The sequence below is a fragment of the Elioraea tepidiphila DSM 17972 genome (genome assembly GCF_000378465.1).
In the GTDB taxonomy this organism is placed as follows: Bacteria; Pseudomonadota; Alphaproteobacteria; order Acetobacterales; family Acetobacteraceae; genus Elioraea; species Elioraea tepidiphila.
Window position 1 is genome coordinate 163676 of sequence record NZ_KB899910.1, and the last position, 17083, is coordinate 180758.

A 17083-nucleotide genomic window follows, 5' to 3' on the forward strand; every position below is an offset into this window, starting at 1 on the left:
GGATGACCTTGTGCGGAGCGAAGACGGCGGAAGCGCGGCCGTCACCAGCGGCGGCGCGGCCCGGTATCAAGATGCACGAACGGGCTTGCGCCGCGGTAAAGGCCGACCCCACCGCGGCCGAGCTGCCACGCGGCGCCGACCAGGCCGAGCGCGTGCAGCCCGGGCCGTCGCACATCCACGGCACGTCCCTGCACGTGCAGGCTGTCGGTCGCCGCCCGGCCCCAGCGCGCGGCGAGCGCCGCCTGGGTGCGCGCTGTCCTGTAGGCCGAGGCGACCTCGAAGCCGCGTCCGGGGACCCGCTGGTCGAGCAGCCAGAGCGTGTCGAGCAGGGCCGGATCGACAGGGCCGGCAAGGCCCTCCTCGCGGTCGCGGAACAGCCAGGCGATCGCCGCCAAGGCCTCGGGGTCGTGCACACCGCCGCGCCAATAGATGCCCTCGAACCGCTCGCCATCGACATGGGCGAGCAGGAGGTGGCGTGGCGCCCCGTCGGCCTGCCCGAGCGCCGGCGCGGCGGCGCAGGCGAGGCCGAGGGCAAGCCACGCGCGCCTTCCGAACGGTCGCGCGCAGCAGGGGCAGGCCGGCAGCATGGCCGCGACCCTGCGCCGGGCATCGGCGCGCGCGCAAGCCCCGCCGCCGGGGCGCTTCCGGCACGGCGATTGCACCCCATCTGCACGCCAGCGGAGGATTGCGCTCCGCCGAACCTTGCGCGACACCCCATCACGACCGACAGGGAGCGAGATCGATGAGGACGAAGTGGCGGATCGACCGGCGCAGGGCGCTCGGGCTTCTCGGCGGCGCGGCGCTCGTGCCGGTGGCGGGCGCGCGCGTCTCGGCGCAGACGCTCGACAAGGTCAGCTTCCAGACCAACTGGCGCGCCCAGGCCGAGCATGGCGGCTACTATCAGGCGGTCGCTGCCGGCATCTATCGCCGCTACGGCATCGACTGCGACCTGCGCATGGGCGGGCCGCAGCAGAACCCGTCCCAGCTTCTGCTCGCCGGGCGCGTCGACATGATCATGTCCAATGGCTTCGTCGCGCTGAACTACGTGCGCGAGAACCTGCCGTTCCTGACCATCGCCGCGATCATGCAGAAGGACCCGCAGGTCCTGATGACGCATGAGGGCAACGGCATCGAGAGGTTCGAGGACATGAAGGGGCGGCCGATCCTGGTCAGCGCCGAGGGTCGCGTGACCTACTGGCCGTTCCTGAAGGCGAGGTTCGGCTTCTCGGACGACCAGATCCGGCCCTACACCTTCAACCTCGCCCCCTTCCTGCAGGATCGCATGGCCATCCAGCAGGGCTTCCTCTCTTCCGAGCCCTATGCGGCGCGCGCGGCCGGGGCCAATCCGAAGGTGTTCCTGATCGCGGACGCCGGCTACGAGAACTATCAGACCACGATCAACATCTCGCGGCGGATGGCGACCGAGAAGAAGGAGCTCGTGCAGCGCTTCGTCGATGCCACCGCCGAGGGCTGGACGCAGTACATGCGCAAGCAGGACATCGCCGCGGCGAACGCGCTGATCATGCGCGACAACCCGGAGATGACGCAGGACAAGATCGACTACGCGATCGAGGCGATGAACCGGTACGGCATCGTGCTGTCGGGCGAGGCCGAGCAGCTCGGCATCGGCGCGATGACGCATGAGCGCTGGGAGCGCTTCTACGCGACCATGGTGACGGCCGGCGTCTATCCGGCCGGGATGGCGATCCGGAACGCCTACAGCCTGGACTTCGTGAACCGCCGCGTCGGGCTGTGAACCACCTGGGGCCGACGACAGGGGATCCGCTCGCGTCGGCCGCGCCCCGCGCGCTCGTGGTGCTGCGCGGGGTGGAAAAGCGCTTCGGCACCGGCACGCTGGCGCTGCGCGGCGTCGATCTGACGATCCAGACCGGCGACTTCGTCTCGCTGCTCGGACCCTCGGGCTGCGGCAAGTCCACCCTCTTGCGGATCATCGCCGGGCTGATCGCGCCGTCCGCCGGCACGCTCGACTGGCCGCGCGCCGAGCACGACGCCGCCGGGGTCGCGCATCCGCGGCTCGGCTTCGTGTTCCAGGAGCCGACGCTGATGCCCTGGACCACGGCGGTGAAGAACGTCGCGCTGCCGCTCCGGCTCGAAGGCATGGCGCGGTCCGAGCGGCTGGAGCGTGCGGCGGAGGCGCTGCGCCGGGTGGGGCTCGCCGGGTTCGAGCACGCCTATCCGCGCGCTCTCTCGGGGGGGATGAAGATGCGCGTCTCGATCGCGCGCGCGCTGGTGACGCGTCCCGACATCCTGCTGATGGACGAGCCCTTCGCCGCCCTTGACGAGATCACCCGCTTCCGTCTGAACAACGACCTGCTCTCGATCTGGCGGGAGACCGGGGTGACGGTGGTGTTCGTCACCCACTCGGTGTTCGAGAGCGTCTATCTCTCGCGCCGGATCGCGGTGATGGCGGCGCGGCCCGGACGGATCGAGCGCGAGATCGCGATCGAGGCGCCTCATCCGCGCGACGAGGCGTTCCGCACCTCCGCCGAGTACGCCGCCGCCTGCCGCACCGTCAGCGCCGCGCTCGAGGAGGCAATGGCGGCATGACCAATCGCATCGGCGACGACGCGCCCTCCCCGCCGCCGGTGCGGCGCGTGCTGTTCCTCCCCGCGGAGGCCTGGCCGAAGATCCTGATGCCGCTGCTGATCGGCATCCTGTCGCTCTCGGTCTGGGAGATCGCAGTGCGGGTGAACGATGTGCCGCACTACGTGCTGCCGCCGCCGTCGGTGATCTGGCAGACGCTGCTGCGCGACTGGCACAGCCTGTCGGTCTCGCTCGGCATCACGCTCCAGATCACCTTCGCCGCGCTCGCGGTCGCGGCCGGGCTCGGGCTGGCCCTCGCGGTGCTGTTCGCGCAGTCGAAATGGATCGAGCTCTCGCTGTTTCCCTATGCGGTCGTGCTCCAGGTGACGCCGATCGTGGCGATCGCGCCGCTGATCATCATCTGGGTGGACGACATCCGCATCGCGCTCCTGATCTGCGCCTGGATCGTCGCGTTCTTCCCGATCCTTTCGAACACCACGCTCGGGCTGAACAGCGCCGACCACAATCTCGTCGACCTGTTCCGGCTCTACCGCGCGAGCCGCTTCCAGCAGCTCGTGTTCCTGCGCCTGCCCTCGGCCCTGCCGCTGTTCCTCGCGGGCTTGCGCATCTCCGGCGGTCTCGCGCTGATCGGCGCGATCGTCGCCGAGTTCGTCGCCGGCACGGGCGGGCGCGCCTCCGGTCTCGCCTACCGCATCCTGGAAGCCGGATACCAGTTGCAGATCCCGCGCATGTTCGCCGCCCTGCTGCTGATCTGCCTGACCGGGATCGCGATCTTCCTCGCCCTCGGGCTGATCCAGCATCTCGCGCTCCGGCACTGGCATGAGAGCGCCTTGAAGCGCGAAGGATGACGGCACCCGCGATCCCCCCTGCCGGCGACTACTGGCTGCGCGATGTCCGGATTCCCGCCACGCCGGCCGAGCGTCTCGCCCGCGTCGATCTCCGCATCGCATCCGGCCGGATCGCCGCGATCGAACCCGTCGGCACCGCGCCGGACGGCCCGTCGCTCGACGGCGGCATGGCCCTGCCCTGCTTCGTCGATGTGCACACGCATCTCGACAAGGGCCATATCTGGCCGCGCAGCCCCAACCCGGACGGCACGTTCAAGGGCGCGATCGGCGCCGTGATGGCCGATCGCGAGGCGCACTGGTCGGCCGAGGACACGCGCGCGCGCTTCGCGTTCGGGCTGCGCTGCGCCTACGCGCACGGCACCGCGGCGATCCGCACGCATCTCGACACCTACCTGCCGCATGGCCGCAGCACTTGGCGCGTGTTTGCCGAACTGCGCGATGCCTGGGCGGGACGGATCGACCTCCAGGGCGTGTCGATCTGCCCGATCGACCGGCTCGCCGGCGACGAGGGCGCGGCGCTCGCCGATCTGGTGGCCGAGCATGGCGGCGTGCTCGGCTTCGTCACCCGCTTCACCGGCGGCGGGCACGACGCGATCCCGCCCGGCTTCCAGGATCTGCTCGACCATGCCTTCGCGCTCGCCGAGGCGCGCGGGCTCGACATGGACCTGCACGTGGACGAGAGCGGCGAGACGGCCGCGGCGACCCTGCCGATCATCGCCCGTACCGCGCTCCGCCGCGGCTTCAGGCGCCGCATCCAGGTCGGCCATATCTGTTCGCTGAGCCTCCAGCCCGACGCGGTGATCGCGGAGACGATCGCGCTCGTGCGCGATGCCGGCATCGCCGTCGTCAGCCTGCCGATGTGCAACATGTACCTGCAGGACCGCGCGCCCGGCCGCACGCCGCGCTGGCGCGGCGTCACCCTGCTGCACGAGCTCGCCGCCGCCGGCGTGCCGGTGAGCGTCGCCTCCGACAACTGCCGCGATCCGTTCTACGCCTATGGCGACCACGACATGGTGGAGGTGTTCCAGTCGGCGGTGCGGATCGCGCAGCTTGACCATCCGCTCGGCGACTGGCCGAACACGGTGACGGCAACGCCCGCCGGCGTTATGGGCCTGCGCGATCGCGGGAACATCCGCGTCGGCGCACCGGCGGACCTCGTGCTGTTCCGCACGCGCTTCTGGCACGAGTTGCTCGCGCGGCGGCAGTCGGATCGAACCGTGCTGCGGCAGGGCCGTGCGATCGACACCACTTTGCCCGACTATCGCGAGCTCGACGCGCTGGTCCGGCCCGATCCGGGCTGAGCTCGCCTCACCCCCGCCGGTCGAGGCGCGTCATCACGACGTCGCGGTAGGGCAGGCGCATGCCGTCGATGTGCTGGTGCCGCGCGCGCAGCACCACGCCGGTCTCGGCATCGAGCCAGTAGGTGACATGAGCGGTGAAGCCGGTCGGGCCGTGCAGGCGCATGCGCCGCTCCAGCCGCACCGCGCGGCGCGTGCCGGAGGCAAGCGGCACCATCTCGTCGCCGCCGCGCTCCCACACCTCCTGCCAGGAATCCGTCATCACGTGCTCGCGGATCGTGACCGTGGTGCCCGGGCCGCCGGCGAGCAGGCGGGCGAGGGCTGCGCGCGCCTCGTCCATGTCGGGGCCGATCGGGGTCCAGAGGCCGTAGAGCAGCTTGCGGGTCTGCTGGCCGATCTGCACCACGCAGATGCCCGCATCCTCGGCATCCTGCCCGAGAAACACCCAGCGCGAGCCGTCATCGCGCACCGCCACCGTGCCGGCGGGCGGGCAGGGATCGCGATCGGCATGCGCCGGTGCGGCCAGAAGGACGAGGGCCATCAGCGAGGCGGCAAACGGGACGCGAACCATGGGGCATCTCCTGCGAGATCGACGCCCCTCCCCACACTCGGCCGATCCTGGCCGATCGTGACGTCAGTGTTGCAGGTTTAATGCCATCCGGTGAACAAAGAATGAACGCGGCCGCATTCACCTACGTCAGCGACTGACGCGTGCGATCGGAAACCCCCGCAGATCGCGCCGCGCGGTGCGGAACACCGCGTCCTGGGCGTGGCCCTTCTCGCGCGCGAGCTCGCTGACCCGGGCGGCGACGTACTCGCCGAGCGCGAGGGCGGTGATCACGCCGCGGTCGTCACGCGCCGCCCGGCCGGACAGGGCCTCGGCCACGGCGTAGGCGAACACGCCGTTGCGGTCGTCATAGCTGTCGAGCGCCTCCTGCACCGAGGAGGAGGCGGCCAGCATGAAGCGGCCGGTCTCGTGGCCGATATTGGCGAGCTGGTCGAGCGTCACCTTGCCGGCGTGGCAGGTATCGACGAACAGGAACCCGTTGCGCGCGCGGATGCGGGCGAGCAGGCCGACCAGCGTGTCCTCGGTGATCGCGGCCGGGCGGAGCGCGTCCCAGGACGAGGCATCGGCCACGTCGTGGGTGAGGAACAGGAATCGGTCGTCCGGTTCGGTGCGCACGCCGTGGCCGGCGAGATACATCAGGAAGGTGTCGTTCGGGCCGACCTCGCGGCCGAGCCGCTCCAGCGCCTCGACGATCGCCGCGCGGCCCGCCTGCTCGTCCAGCAGCACGGTGCTGCGCACCTCCTGGTAGATCCCGGCCGCGCCGGCGCCGATGCCGTCCGCGAAGCTGCGCGCGTCGGCGGCGGCGAATTTCAGGTCGAGCGTGCCCAGGCGGTGCCGGTCGATGCCGATCGCCAGCACGAACAGCCGGCCGGTGCCGGCCGGTTCGCCGGGCGCCTCCAGCACCATCGGCGCGCTCGTGCCGTAGAGCCGTCCGGCGCCATCCCACGCGCGCGCCTCGATCGTGTTGCGGCCCGGATCGAGCGCGATGTCGAGTCCGAAGCGGGTCTCGCCGCGCGGATCGGCGCGGCCGAGATTGCGGCCGTTGACGAACAGGTCGACCGGGCCGAGGCCGAGGCCACGATCCTCGAGCGCCAGCCCGATCCGCACCGTCGCCGCGGCGGGCGGCACTGTCGTGCCCTCGATCCGGGCACAGGACTCGCCCGGGCCCGGCACGCACGCGCCGGTCAGGCTGACGCGCGGCTGCCGCGCGATCGCCGCCCGCACATCGCCCAAGGCGGCGAGCCGGTCGGCCGCCGGGCCGCCATCCCCCGCGATCCGCGCCCGCACCACGGCCGGCGCGTAGAGGGCACGATAGGCCTGCGCGAAGGTCGCCCACTCCGGCGCCTCGGCGCGGCCGCGGTTCAGGTGCACGCCGACGAGATCCTGCCCGCCCGTTCCGGCATGGTCGAAGAAGCCTTCCGGCGTCCAGAGCACCCAGCGCGTGCCGTCGGCATGCACGAACAGCGCGGCACGCTCGGCGAGCGGCGCCTCGTCCGCGAGCCCGTACCATCGCAGCGTGCCGTCGCCCAGGGCCGCGACCGCGACCGAGGCATCGGCGGCAACGGCGAGCGCCCAGACCGCCCCCGGCGTCGCGATCGCCGCCAGTTCCCGCCGGTTGCGGTCGAACAGCCTCAGATGCGTGTCGGTGCCGATCAGCGCCCTGCCGCCGGCGACCGCGGCGCTGCGGGCGATCTCGCCGCGCCCGAGCGTGAGCGGCTGGCCGTTCAGCCGCGGCGGGGCGGCGTCACGCCAGTTGGTGAGGGCGAGCCCGCCAGCCTCCGTGCGCGCACCCGCCACCCCGCGCCCTGCCGCCGGCGACAATCGGGCCGAGGCCGCCTCGAAGCGGAGCGCGCCGGTCGCACCCGCCCATTCGACCGTCTGACCGTCCGGCGAGAGGGCCAGCGTGCTGCGCGCCGCGCGGGGATCGGCCGCCGGCGGCTGGGGGCGCCGCGCGATGTCCCCATCAGGCGCGACGAGGCCCCAGCCGGGATCGGACGCCGCGTAGGCGAGCCCTCCGCCGGGCAAGGGCAGCAGGTGCGCGATCGAATCCCGCGCCGCCGCGATGTCGCGCGCCGGACCAAGGCCGAAATCGGCCCAGCGCCGGATCACGCCGCCGCGCGGCCCCGCCCCGGCGGCGTAGAGCTGGACACCACCCTTGCCGTCCGCGGCCCAGGCGACCGCCGGCAGGGACGCCGCTTCCAGCCCCGCGACATCGGGCACGAAAGCCGTCGCAAGACTTTGAATATGAACCACATCCACGGCCGCGTGGGTCTCGTAGCCGATCGCCGCCAGCGCGCCGTCCGGCGACACCGCGACGCCGTAGGGTCGCGCCCCGCGGCGCGGGGTCGCCTCGGCGCGCTTGGCCCCCGAGGCGTCATAGACGCGCACCAGGCCGTCCGCGGCGGTCGAGACCAGCCGGCCGTCACGCGCGAACGCGACCATGCGCGCCGGCCCCCGATAGGCGCCGTCCTCGGCCAGCAGGCGACCGGTCGCGGCGTCCCAGACGCGGATGCCGGCGGTGCCGCCGAGCGCGGCGGCGAGCCGCGACCCGTCCGGCGAGACGGCGAGATGCACCACCGGCGCCGGCAGCGGCGCGAGCCGGCCGACCATCCGCTTTGACGCAACATCAAAGACATAGAGCGCGAAGGCGCGATCCCACGCGAAGGCGGTGAACCCCGCCGCGAACAGCCGCTTGCCGTCCGGCGTCAGCGCGACGGCGTAGAGTTCGCCCTCGGCCTCCTCGCCGATCGGCACCCTCAGTACGCCCTCGGGCGCGCCCTCGGGCAGCGACCAGAGCCGCACGGTCCGATCGTCAGAGGCGGTCGCAAGAAGCCGGCCGGCGGCATCGACGGCGAGCCGGTTCACCGGCGCGGTATGGCCGCCAGCCTCGACGCGCAGATAGGGGGTGGCGGGCGGCGCCTGCGCCTCGGCCACGCCGCCCAGAGCAAGGAGAAGAAGTGCGGCGGACGCCGCGCGGCGCATCAGCTCGTCAGCTCGAAGCCCGAGCCGGTGGCCGCCTGCGCCACCTCGATCGAGGTCGAGAAGTTGTCACGCTTGGCGACATTGGTCGCGGCGAGGCCGCGCACCTCGTCGCCGGCGGGCTGCGCCGCGCGCGTCGGCGCGCGGCCCTCCACCCGCAGCGTGTTCGCCGGCGCATAGCCGCGCGCGCCGGTGCCCGTCTCGACCAGCGCGTAGTTGCCCTGGGTGCGCGCGACCGTGACGGTCTCGCGCGCGCCGATCGCGGTGACTTGTGGCGCCGACGGGTCGGGCCGCAGCAGCACGGGTGTGGCGCGCGTCGCGACCGCACGGCGGGGCGGCGGCGCGGCCTTCTGCTGCGCGATCGCGTCCTTGGTGCCGGGGCTCAGCGTCTCGGCCGCTGTTTCGTACTCGGCACCGCGCGTCGCCATCTTCTCGTTGATCTGCCGGGCGAGCGCGAGATCGCGGTCCCACCAGCCGCGAATCTGCGCCAGTCGCGCCTGGCCCTGCTCGCGCGTCAGCCGCCCTGCCGCGACATCGGCGCGCACGGCCTGGGCCTGGCGGAAGCGGCAGTCGGAGAGCTGATCGAAGGCGAGCTGCGCGCGGTCGATCTCCGCGTTCTCCTTGGAGAGGTCGGACGAGACCCGGCCGGCCAGGACCGCCTGGTCGCGGGACTGCTGCTGCAAGGCGTAGATGTAGCCGGTCGCCGCGCCCGCCACCGCGCCGGTGGCCGCCCCGATCGCGATCGCCGAGCCGCGTCCGCCGCCGAGGATCCCTCCCAGCACGGCGCCCCCGACCGCGCCGATGACGGCGCCCTTGATCATGTCCTCGGCGAAGAAATTGCCCGTGCTGTCCAACGCCACGACGTACTGGCGGCAGGTGTCCGCAGGGTCGGCCGCGCCGATGCGCTGCTCCTGCGTCGTGACGCAGCCGCCGAGCATGGCGAGCACGACAAGGGCGGAGACGCCCTGGCGAAGCCGCTGACGGAGGGGGTTTGCGCGCATGGTCTGGCTCACGCTCGGTGTTTTGCAGGCCGCAACATTACACCGCGTCCGTTAACCTGACGATACCGGGGCGCGTGTGCTGCCTCACATCGCGCCGCCCCGCAGCTTCCGCTCGGCTCGGCCCGAACATCTCCCGTGTCACGCTCTGATTCCGGGCATCTGCATGGATCGACCCCCGCCGGCCATGCTCAGCTCCACGCTCCGACGTCTTGGGGGCGCTGCGCGGACTGACGCCGCCCGAGTGCGGCACTTCGACGAAGCGATTCCCCTCGGCCCGATGGATGCCGGCAACCGAGGTGCCGTCGTCCGTGAGGAGCGGACGGGCCTGGACGCAATGCCGCGCGACGTCCGCAACCATCGCGTGCTTGGCTTGGCTCGACGCGATGCCCCCGGATCCCGGCATCGGCGCAACGGCGCGGGATGCGGTCCATCATGGTCAGATTCCGCTGGTTCTCGTGGAACGCCATCATGGTCGCGACGAGTTCATCGCGGGATTTTGTACGCGCGATCGCGCGATCGCAGGTACCCCGCCACTGCGCTCCCCGCCCATACCGCGACAGCCCGAGCAGCTGCCGGTGAGCAGCGCGACGGCATTGGCACCGGGCCGCCGTGCGCCCCGAGGTCCGCCCGGAACCAGGGCGATTGCGAGCGCGAACGGCGCGAACAGACGTTTCACCCTAGGCGTGACCGGTGCCGCTTTCGCGAACCGCACCAAACGCGTTCTGTTTGACTGCAACGCAGAGAGCGCGGTGCAGACCTGCCCCCCTGATCGGTCGCCCGCGGGTTGCCATCCCCCAGCTCGCGGCTATATCGGCCAGCGGCTGCCGGGTGCCGCATCGTACTCACTATTGCCAAGCAAAGGAGACGTCATGCATCGGCTCATGCTCGCAAGTGTCGGCACCGCGCTGCTCTGGTTCTCCGCGCCCGCCTCGGCCCAGGATGCGGCCGCAGGCCAGCGCGTCTTCAATCAATGCCGTGCCTGCCACACGATCGAAGAGGGCGGACGCAACGGTGTCGGGCCCAACCTGCACGGGATCGTCGGCCGGCCGGCAGCGCAGCGCGAAGGGTTCCGCTACTCACCCAACATGCGGGAACTGGCCGAGCATGGGCTCGTCTGGACCGAGGAGAATCTCCGGAGATACATCACGAACCCGAAAGACCTCGTGCCGCGCGGCGCCATGGCCTTCGCTGGCGTACGTAATCCGCAGCAATTGAACGATCTCATTGCGTTCCTAAAACAGAACAGCCCGGGCAGCTGAGCCCGGTGCGCGCGCTCCGGGTCAGCCGACCCGGAGCCGCTCGGTCGCCGTGACCGAGGTGCCAGGGTCGTTGGTTCAGGCGAAGTACGCGCCGGCGAGAATCGCGGTGTGCGCCTCCACGCGGAACACCTCGGCGCACTCGGAGTTCGCGGTGAACAGCCGGCTGGTGTCGCATGGTACCGGCGCTCCCGAGGCGTCGCGCCGGTGACCGTTCTCCATCGGGTGGGTGATCGCAGTACGCAACTCGGTCACCGCGCTCGACGGCATGGCGATCCGCCACCGACGCATCGCCGCTGCCATGACCACCTCCGCGCGCTGCCCCCCGCTCGCGTCAGCGCGAGCGCGGGTCGAAGGCGTCGCGCAACCCATCGCCGAGCAGGTTGAACCCCAGCACAACCAGCACGATCGAGAGCCCCGGGAAGATCGCCATCCAGGGGGCCTGCTCCATGAAGCGCTGCGCCGTGTTCAGCATCGAGCCCCAGGAGGGCGCGGGCGGCTGCTGGCCGAGGCCGAGGAAGGACAGCGAGGCCTCGGCGATGATCGCGGTCGCGATGGTCAGCGTCGCCTGCACGAGCAGCGGCGGCACGATGTTCGGCAGGATGTGGCGCACGGCGACGCGCCAGCGCGGATTGCCGATCGCGCGCGCGGCCTCGACATAGTCCTCGACCTTCGCCGCCATGGTCGCGCCGCGCGCCAGGCGGATGAAGATCGGGGTCGCGCTGATGCCGATCGCGATCATCGCGTTCTCGAGCGCCGGCCCCAGGAACGCCGCGAGCGCGATCGCGAGAATCAGGAACGGACAGGCCAGCATCGCATCGGTGAAGCGGCTGATCAGCGCATCGATCCAGCCGCCGCGGAAGCCGGCCAGCATGCCGATCGGCACGCCGGCGGCCATCGCGATCCCGACCGAGACGACGCCGGCGAGCAGGCTCGCGCGCGCGCCCCAGATGACGCGCGAGAGCACGTCACGGCCGTTCTCGTCGGTGCCAAACCAGTGCAGGGCAGAGGGCGCACGGCGGATCGCGGTCCAGGAGGTGCGCGTCGGGTCGTAGGGGGCGACCAGCGGCGCGAGCACGGCGATCATCACGAACAACACCACGATCGCGAGGCCGAGCATGGCGGTGCGGTGGCGCATCAGCCGGCGCAGCGACCGGCGCGTCGGGCTGTCGATACGCTCAGGCTGGGCGGCGACGGCGAGCGTGCTCATGCGTGGCGGAGCCGCGGGTTGATGAGAACGTAGAGCACATCGGCGGCGAGGTTCAGCAGGACGTAGATCACCGCCACCACCAGCACGACTCCCTGCACCACGGGATAGTCACGGTTGAACACGGCATCGACGACCAGCTTGCCGAAGCCAGGGATGGTGAAGACCTGCTCGGTCAGCACCGCCCCGGAGAGCAGCGTGCCGAGTTCGAGCGCGCCGAGCGTGATCACCGGCACGAGCGCGTTGCGCAGCGCATGCTTGGCGACGACGATCCGCTCGGCCAGACCCTTGGCGCGCGCGGTGCGCACATAGTCCTGGTTCATCGCCTGCACCATCGCGCTGCGCGTGTGGCGCATCAGCACCGCCGCGATCCCCGTGCCGAGCACGAAGGCCGGCATGATCGTGGTGGCGAGCGACTGCCGCCAATCGACCGTCAGCGCGACGTAGCCCGAGGGCGGCAGCCAGCCCAGGTTCACGCTGAACAGCAGGATCATCATGATCCCGAGCCAGAAATTCGGCGTCGAGATGCCGGCGAGCGCGACCCCGTTGGCGACCCAGTCGGCCGGTCGGTCCTTCTTCACCGCCGAGATGATCCCGGCGGGAATCCCGATCAGGCAGGCGATCGCGAAGGCCATCAGCCCGAGCTGCACGGTGACGGGAAGCTTCTCGAGGATCACCTTCGCGACCGGCTCGCGGATGCGCCAGGAGAAGCCGAGATCGCCCTGCAGCACATTGAACAGCCAGAGCACGTATTGTTCGTGCAACGGCCGATCGAGGTTCAGCTCGGCGCGGATCTGCGCGAGCACGAGCGGGTCGCCCCGCTCCTCGCCGGCGAGGATCAGCGCCGGATCTCCGGGCATGAGCTGCTGCAGCCCGAAGATCAGCAGCGAGACGAACAGCAGGGTGGGGATGATCTGCCCCACCCTGCGGATCAGGAAGCCGGCCATGCGGCGTTCAGTTCGCCGCCAGCCTCACACCCTTCACGCGGATCAGCCCGTCCGGCACCGGCACGAAGCCCTGCACCCGCGCGGAGTAGGCGTGGATGTTCTTGCGGTGCCAGAGATAGAGCCGGCCGCGATCCTCGGTGATGTAGTGGCGGTACATCCGCTCGAAGATCGCCACCCGCTTCTCCTGGTCGGACTCCTCGCGCGAGGCGTCGAGCAGCCGGTCCACCTCGGCGTTGGCGTACTTGCCGTCGTTCTGCGCGCCACGGCTGTGCACGAAGTTCCAGAGATTGCCGTCGGGATCGGTGCGCCCCGACCAGCCGACCAGATAGGCCTCGAAGTCGCCGCGCTGCGCGGCCTGGAGCGAGCTTGCGAACTCCATCGCGCGCACCGTGACCTGGAACCCGGCCTCGCCCGCCATGGCCTGGATCACCTCGCCGACCTGGCGCATGTCCGGATTGTTCGGCACGGTGAGTTCGACGCGCACGGGTGTCGCCACCCCCGCCTCGCGCAGCAGCGCCCGCGCACGTGCCACATCGCGCGTCGGCGGCGTCAGCGAGCGCACATAGTAGGGCGAGGACGGCGGCACAGCCTGCGCGGTCGGCGTGAAGTGTCCGTCATAGACCACCTGGATGATGGTGGCACGGTCGATCGCATAATCGAACGCCTGCCGCACCTTGGCGTGCTGGCCGATCGGGGTGTTCGCGCGGTCGCCATTGGCGATGTTGAAGGTGATGCCCTGGTAGCCGAGCTCGTCGCCCATCGCCACGCGCAGCCACTGGTTGCGCTGCACGGCCGGGATGTCGGTCGCCGCGATGGTCTCGGTCAGTTCGATCGCGCCCGATTGCAGGTTCGCGAGCCGCACCGTGCTGTCCGGGATCGGCAGATAGACGATGCGGTCGAGATGCACGTTCTCCTTGTCCCAGTAGTCCGGGAAGCGCTCGACCACGATGCGGTCCTGCGCGACGCGCTCGACGAAGCGGAACGGACCCGCGCAGACCGGGCGCAGCCCGAAGTCACGGCCCGCCGCCTCGGCCGCCTTGGGCGAGACCACCATGCCGGCGCGGTCGGTCAGCTGCGCGAGGAACGGCGCGAACGGCACCTTCAGATGGATGCGGATCGTCTTCGCATCGATCGCCTCGACGCGGTCCATCGCGTTGATCTCGCCGCGGCGGAAACTGCCCTGCATGTTCAGGTGCCGGTTCAGGCTGTAGACGACAGCATTCGCATCCATCGTCTCGCCGTCGTGGAACTTCACGCCTTCGCGCAGCGTGATGGTCAGCGTCTTCGGATCGTCCCAGGTGAAGCCGGTGGCAAGCTGCGGGACGATGTTGAGGTCCTTGTCGATGTCGAACAGCTTGTCGCAGATCGAGGCGAACACGATGCGTCCGACATAGGTGCGCGCGAGGGTGGGATCCAGGATGTCCGGATCCTCGCGCAGCGCGATGCGCATGGTCTGCGCCTCCGCCGGCTTCACAGGCATCGCGACCGCGACGACCGAGGCGGCGACGGCGGCGAGAAGCAGTCTCTTCATGACGAGGCTCCCGATCTTGTTGTTCAAGGGGTCAGGGTCGCGCCGGACGCCGTCTTCGGCAAGTCCGGCCTGAAGTGGCGGGCGAGCGCGTGCAGCCTGGCGCGCGCGGCCGGGTCAACGCCTGCCTCGCCGGTCTGCCAGGCCGGCAGGCCGCGCCAGTGATGACAGGCGACGGCATGGCCATCGCCCGGATCGGCGAGTGCGGGGTCGTCGGTCCGGCAGCGCGTATCGGCATGCGGGCAGCGGGTGTGGAACCGGCAGCCGGCGGGGGGATTCATCGGGCTCGGCACATCGCCCTCGATGGTGACCCTCGGTGCCGCAAGCCCGGGCTCAGGGCGCGGGATCGCGGCGAGCAGGGCGCGCGTGTAGGGATGGCGCGGCGCGGCGAACACCTCGCGCGTGGGCCCTTGCTCGACGATCCGGCCGAGATACATCACGGCCACGCGATCGGCGATGTGACGCACCACCGCGAGGTCGTGCGCGATCAGCAGGAAGGCCAGCCCCAGCCGCTCGAGCAGGTCGTCCAGCAGGTTGATCACCTGCGCCTGGATCGAGACATCGAGGGCGCTGACCGGCTCGTCGCCCACCAGCAGCTTCGGCTCGCAGGCGAGCGCGCGGGCGATGCAGATCCGCTGGCGCTGCCCGCCGGAAAACTCGTGCGGGTAGCGGGCCGCCTGCTCCGGCCTGAGCCCGACCAGGCGCAGCAGTTCGGCCACGCGATCATCCACCGCCCGCCCCTCGCGCAGCCGGTGCAGCCGGATCGGCTCGGCGAGGATCTGCCCGACCGTCATGCGCGGATTGAGGCTCGCGAACGGGTCCTGGAAGATCAGCTGCATGTGCCGGCGCGCGGCGCGCAGCCGCGCCTCGTCCATCGCGGTGAGCTCCTCGCCGTCGAAGCGGATCGTCCCCTCGTCAGGCTCGATCAGGCGCAGGCAGAGCCGCGCGGCGGTCGATTTGCCGCAGCCGGACTCGCCCACCAGCGCGAGCGTCTCGCCCGGCATCACCGCGATGTCGATGCCGTCCACCGCGCGCACATGCCCCGTGACGCGGCCGAACAGCCCCCCGCGCACCGGGAAGTGCTTGGCGAGCCCGCGCGCGTCGAGCAGCGGGGTCATGCGGCGGCGGCGAAGCGGTCGAGCGGCGCCTGGATGCAGGCGGCGACGTGCCCCGGCCCGACCTCGGCGAGCGGCGGGACCTCGGTGCGGCAACGCTCGATCACGAACGGACAGCGGGGCGCGAAGCGGCAGCCGGGTGGCCAGGCGCGCGGGCTGGGCACGGCGCCCTCGATGGTGGCGAGCCGCGCCACCTCCTCGTCGAGCCGCGGCACCGCGCCCATCAGCCCGACCGTGTAGGGATGCTGCGGTGTGCGGAACAGCGTCTGCACGGACGCCTGCTCGGCGACCCGGCCGGCGTACATCACCAGCACGTCGTGCGCGAGCTCGGCGACCACGCCGAGATCATGCGTGATCAGCACGATCGCCGTGCCCGTCTCCTCCGAGAGCTCGCGCATCAGGTCGAGGATCTGCGCCTGGATCGTGACATCAAGCGCGGTCGTGGGCTCGTCGGCGATCAGCACCGACGGGCGGCACGCCATCGCCATGGCGATCATCACGCGCTGACGCATCCCGCCCGAGAGACGATGCGGATACTCGTCGAAGCGGCGCTCGGGTGCGGGGATGCGCACGCGCGCGAGCCAGGCGATCGCCTGCGCGCGCGCCTCCGAGGGCGAGGCGTCGCTGTGCTCGCGGATCGCCTCGACGATCTGATCGCCCACCGTGAAGGCGGGGTTCAGGCTGGTCATGGGCTCCTGGAAGATCATCGCGATCTTCCCGCCGCGCAGCTGCCGCATCCGCGAATCGGGGACGGCGAGCACATCCTCGCCCTCCAGCCGAACGCTGCCCTCGGCACGCGCGTTCGGCGCCAGCAGGCGCATGATCGCGAGCGCGGTGACGCTCTTGCCGCAGCCCGACTCGCCGACGATCGCGAGCCGCCGTCCGGGGGCGAGCGAGAACGAGACGCCGTCCACGGCGCGCACCATCCCTTCATCGGTCGCGAAGGAGACCGCGAGGTCGCGCACCTCCAGCAATGGCGTCATGAACCGGGCACGTCGTCGTTCGGCGTGCCCTCGGCCTCGACCGCGGCCAGGATCACGGCGCGGTCGAAGGTGCCGGGATGGCCGGGGCCGGCGAGGAAGCGGCGATAGATCGCGTAGCGCGCCTTGCTGCGGCGATGGAGCCGGCGGAGTTCCGGAATCGGATCGGCATGATCATCGACGCGCAGGTCGAGATCGGCGTAGGGATCCTTCGAGGCCACCTTCAGCGCGGCCGATTGCTTCCCGCGCGCATCCCCGCCGGCCGCCTCGCCCGCCTCCAGCGCGCGCAGCAGGCGCTCGGCCATCTCCACGCCCTCGGCGGCGGCGGCCTCGTAGGCACGCGCCGTTGCCTCGACCACCTGCGGCCCAGCGAGCATGTTGCCCGCGACCGAACAGTCGCGCCCGACCACGCTGCCCGCCCAGGGCACGCAGCCCGTGCCGGTATGCTGCGCGACGCGGCCCGCTGCATCGAGGATGTGCAATTGCCGCGTTTCCCGGCCGGCATCCGCGGCCGTGAGCGCCGCCGCCACCTCGGGGGCGGGGATGCCCTGGCGCAGCATCGCCATCCCCTCGATCGCGTACATCGGGTTCATCAGCGCCTGGGTGGAGAGGGCCGCCACGCGGCCCTCGACATGCGGACAGAGCGCACCGACCGCGAAGAACCGCGTCGCCACGGCCACGCCCAACGTGCCCGTGGCGGGATCACGCGCGAGGATCGACCAGGTCATGCTGTCGGCCTTGCTCCCAGGCTGCATCCGGCGGGCCCTCCCGCGCGTAGCCTGAAGGGTGCC

16 protein-coding genes are annotated in these 17083 nt (G+C 71.4%); 5 read left to right on the forward strand and 11 right to left on the reverse strand.

What is annotated here, in order from left to right; translation table 11 throughout:
• Positions 1–41: 41 nt before the first annotated feature.
• On the reverse strand, positions 42–587 hold the full coding sequence (locus F563_RS0100630; protein ID WP_019012697.1) for a YcbK family protein: 546 nt from the start codon (positions 585–587) through the stop codon (positions 42–44).
• A gap of 155 nt (positions 588–742) precedes the next feature.
• On the opposite strand from F563_RS0100630, the gene F563_RS0100635 reads away from it, so the two are divergent.
• The 4 genes from F563_RS0100635 to F563_RS0100650 are packed head-to-tail and all read left to right on the forward strand — an operon-like array spanning position 743 to position 4714.
• A complete protein-coding gene (locus tag F563_RS0100635) occupies positions 743–1756 on the forward strand; it encodes an ABC transporter substrate-binding protein (RefSeq protein WP_019012698.1) in 1014 nt (337 codons plus the stop codon).
• Entirely contained in the window at positions 1753–2568 is an 816-nt protein-coding gene (locus F563_RS0100640) for an ABC transporter ATP-binding protein (RefSeq protein ID WP_019012699.1), read from the forward strand. Before F563_RS0100635 ends, F563_RS0100640 begins: the two co-directional genes overlap by 4 nt.
• Positions 2565–3413 (forward strand): ABC transporter permease, encoded by an 849-nt coding sequence (locus F563_RS0100645; RefSeq protein ID WP_019012700.1) that lies wholly within the window; start codon positions 2565–2567, stop codon positions 3411–3413. Before F563_RS0100640 ends, F563_RS0100645 begins: the two co-directional genes overlap by 4 nt.
• Positions 3410–4714 (forward strand): cytosine deaminase, encoded by a 1305-nt coding sequence (locus F563_RS0100650; RefSeq protein WP_019012701.1) that lies wholly within the window; start codon positions 3410–3412, stop codon positions 4712–4714. The genes F563_RS0100645 and F563_RS0100650 overlap by 4 nt, the downstream gene beginning before the upstream one ends.
• Positions 4715–4721: 7 nt before the next feature.
• On the opposite strand, the gene F563_RS0100655 is transcribed toward F563_RS0100650, so the two are convergent.
• From F563_RS0100655 to F563_RS0100665, 3 genes are all read right to left on the reverse strand, one after another.
• Positions 4722–5282: a hypothetical protein gene (locus F563_RS0100655; RefSeq protein ID WP_019012702.1), complete on the reverse strand. Its 561-nt coding sequence runs from the start codon at positions 5280–5282 to the stop codon at positions 4722–4724.
• Positions 5283–5408: 126 nt separating this feature from the next.
• Complete coding sequence (locus F563_RS0100660) at positions 5409–8261, reverse strand: caspase family protein (RefSeq protein ID WP_019012703.1); 2853 nt, start codon at positions 8259–8261, stop codon at positions 5409–5411.
• A complete protein-coding gene (locus tag F563_RS0100665; protein WP_019012704.1) occupies positions 8261–9259 on the reverse strand; it encodes a YMGG-like glycine zipper-containing protein in 999 nt (332 codons plus the stop codon). The genes F563_RS0100660 and F563_RS0100665 overlap by 1 nt, the downstream gene beginning before the upstream one ends.
• 365 nt (positions 9260–9624) lie before the next feature.
• Between F563_RS0100665 and F563_RS25485 the strand changes: the two genes are divergently transcribed.
• Entirely contained in the window at positions 9625–10518 is an 894-nt protein-coding gene (locus F563_RS25485) for a c-type cytochrome (RefSeq protein ID WP_245557081.1), read from the forward strand.
• Positions 10519–10593: 75 nt separating this feature from the next.
• Here the strand turns inward: F563_RS25485 and F563_RS21050 are convergent, their stop codons facing one another.
• The 7 genes from F563_RS21050 to F563_RS0100710 are packed head-to-tail and all read right to left on the reverse strand — an operon-like array spanning position 10594 to position 17020.
• Positions 10594–10818, reverse strand: a complete 225-nt coding sequence (locus F563_RS21050) for a thiosulfate oxidation carrier complex protein SoxZ (protein ID WP_019012707.1) — start codon at positions 10816–10818, stop codon at positions 10594–10596.
• Between the two features lie 31 nt (positions 10819–10849).
• Complete coding sequence (locus F563_RS0100685) at positions 10850–11725, reverse strand: ABC transporter permease (RefSeq protein ID WP_019012708.1); 876 nt, start codon at positions 11723–11725, stop codon at positions 10850–10852.
• Positions 11722–12669 (reverse strand): ABC transporter permease, encoded by a 948-nt coding sequence (locus F563_RS0100690; protein ID WP_019012709.1) that lies wholly within the window; start codon positions 12667–12669, stop codon positions 11722–11724. The genes F563_RS0100685 and F563_RS0100690 overlap by 4 nt, the downstream gene beginning before the upstream one ends.
• A 7-nt stretch (positions 12670–12676) precedes the next feature.
• Entirely contained in the window at positions 12677–14200 is a 1524-nt protein-coding gene (locus tag F563_RS0100695; RefSeq protein WP_019012710.1) for an ABC transporter substrate-binding protein, read from the reverse strand.
• 23 nt (positions 14201–14223) lie between these two features.
• Positions 14224–15315, reverse strand: a complete 1092-nt coding sequence (locus F563_RS0100700; RefSeq protein ID WP_019012711.1) for an ABC transporter ATP-binding protein — start codon at positions 15313–15315, stop codon at positions 14224–14226.
• Positions 15312–16295, reverse strand: coding sequence for an ABC transporter ATP-binding protein (locus F563_RS0100705; RefSeq protein ID WP_019012712.1), 984 nt, complete (start codon positions 16293–16295; stop codon positions 15312–15314). Before F563_RS0100705 ends, F563_RS0100700 begins: the two co-directional genes overlap by 4 nt.
• On the reverse strand, positions 16292–17020 hold the full coding sequence (locus F563_RS0100710) for a DUF1028 domain-containing protein (protein ID WP_035574365.1): 729 nt from the start codon (positions 17018–17020) through the stop codon (positions 16292–16294). The genes F563_RS0100705 and F563_RS0100710 overlap by 4 nt, the downstream gene beginning before the upstream one ends.
• Positions 17021–17083: the final 63 nt, after the last annotated feature.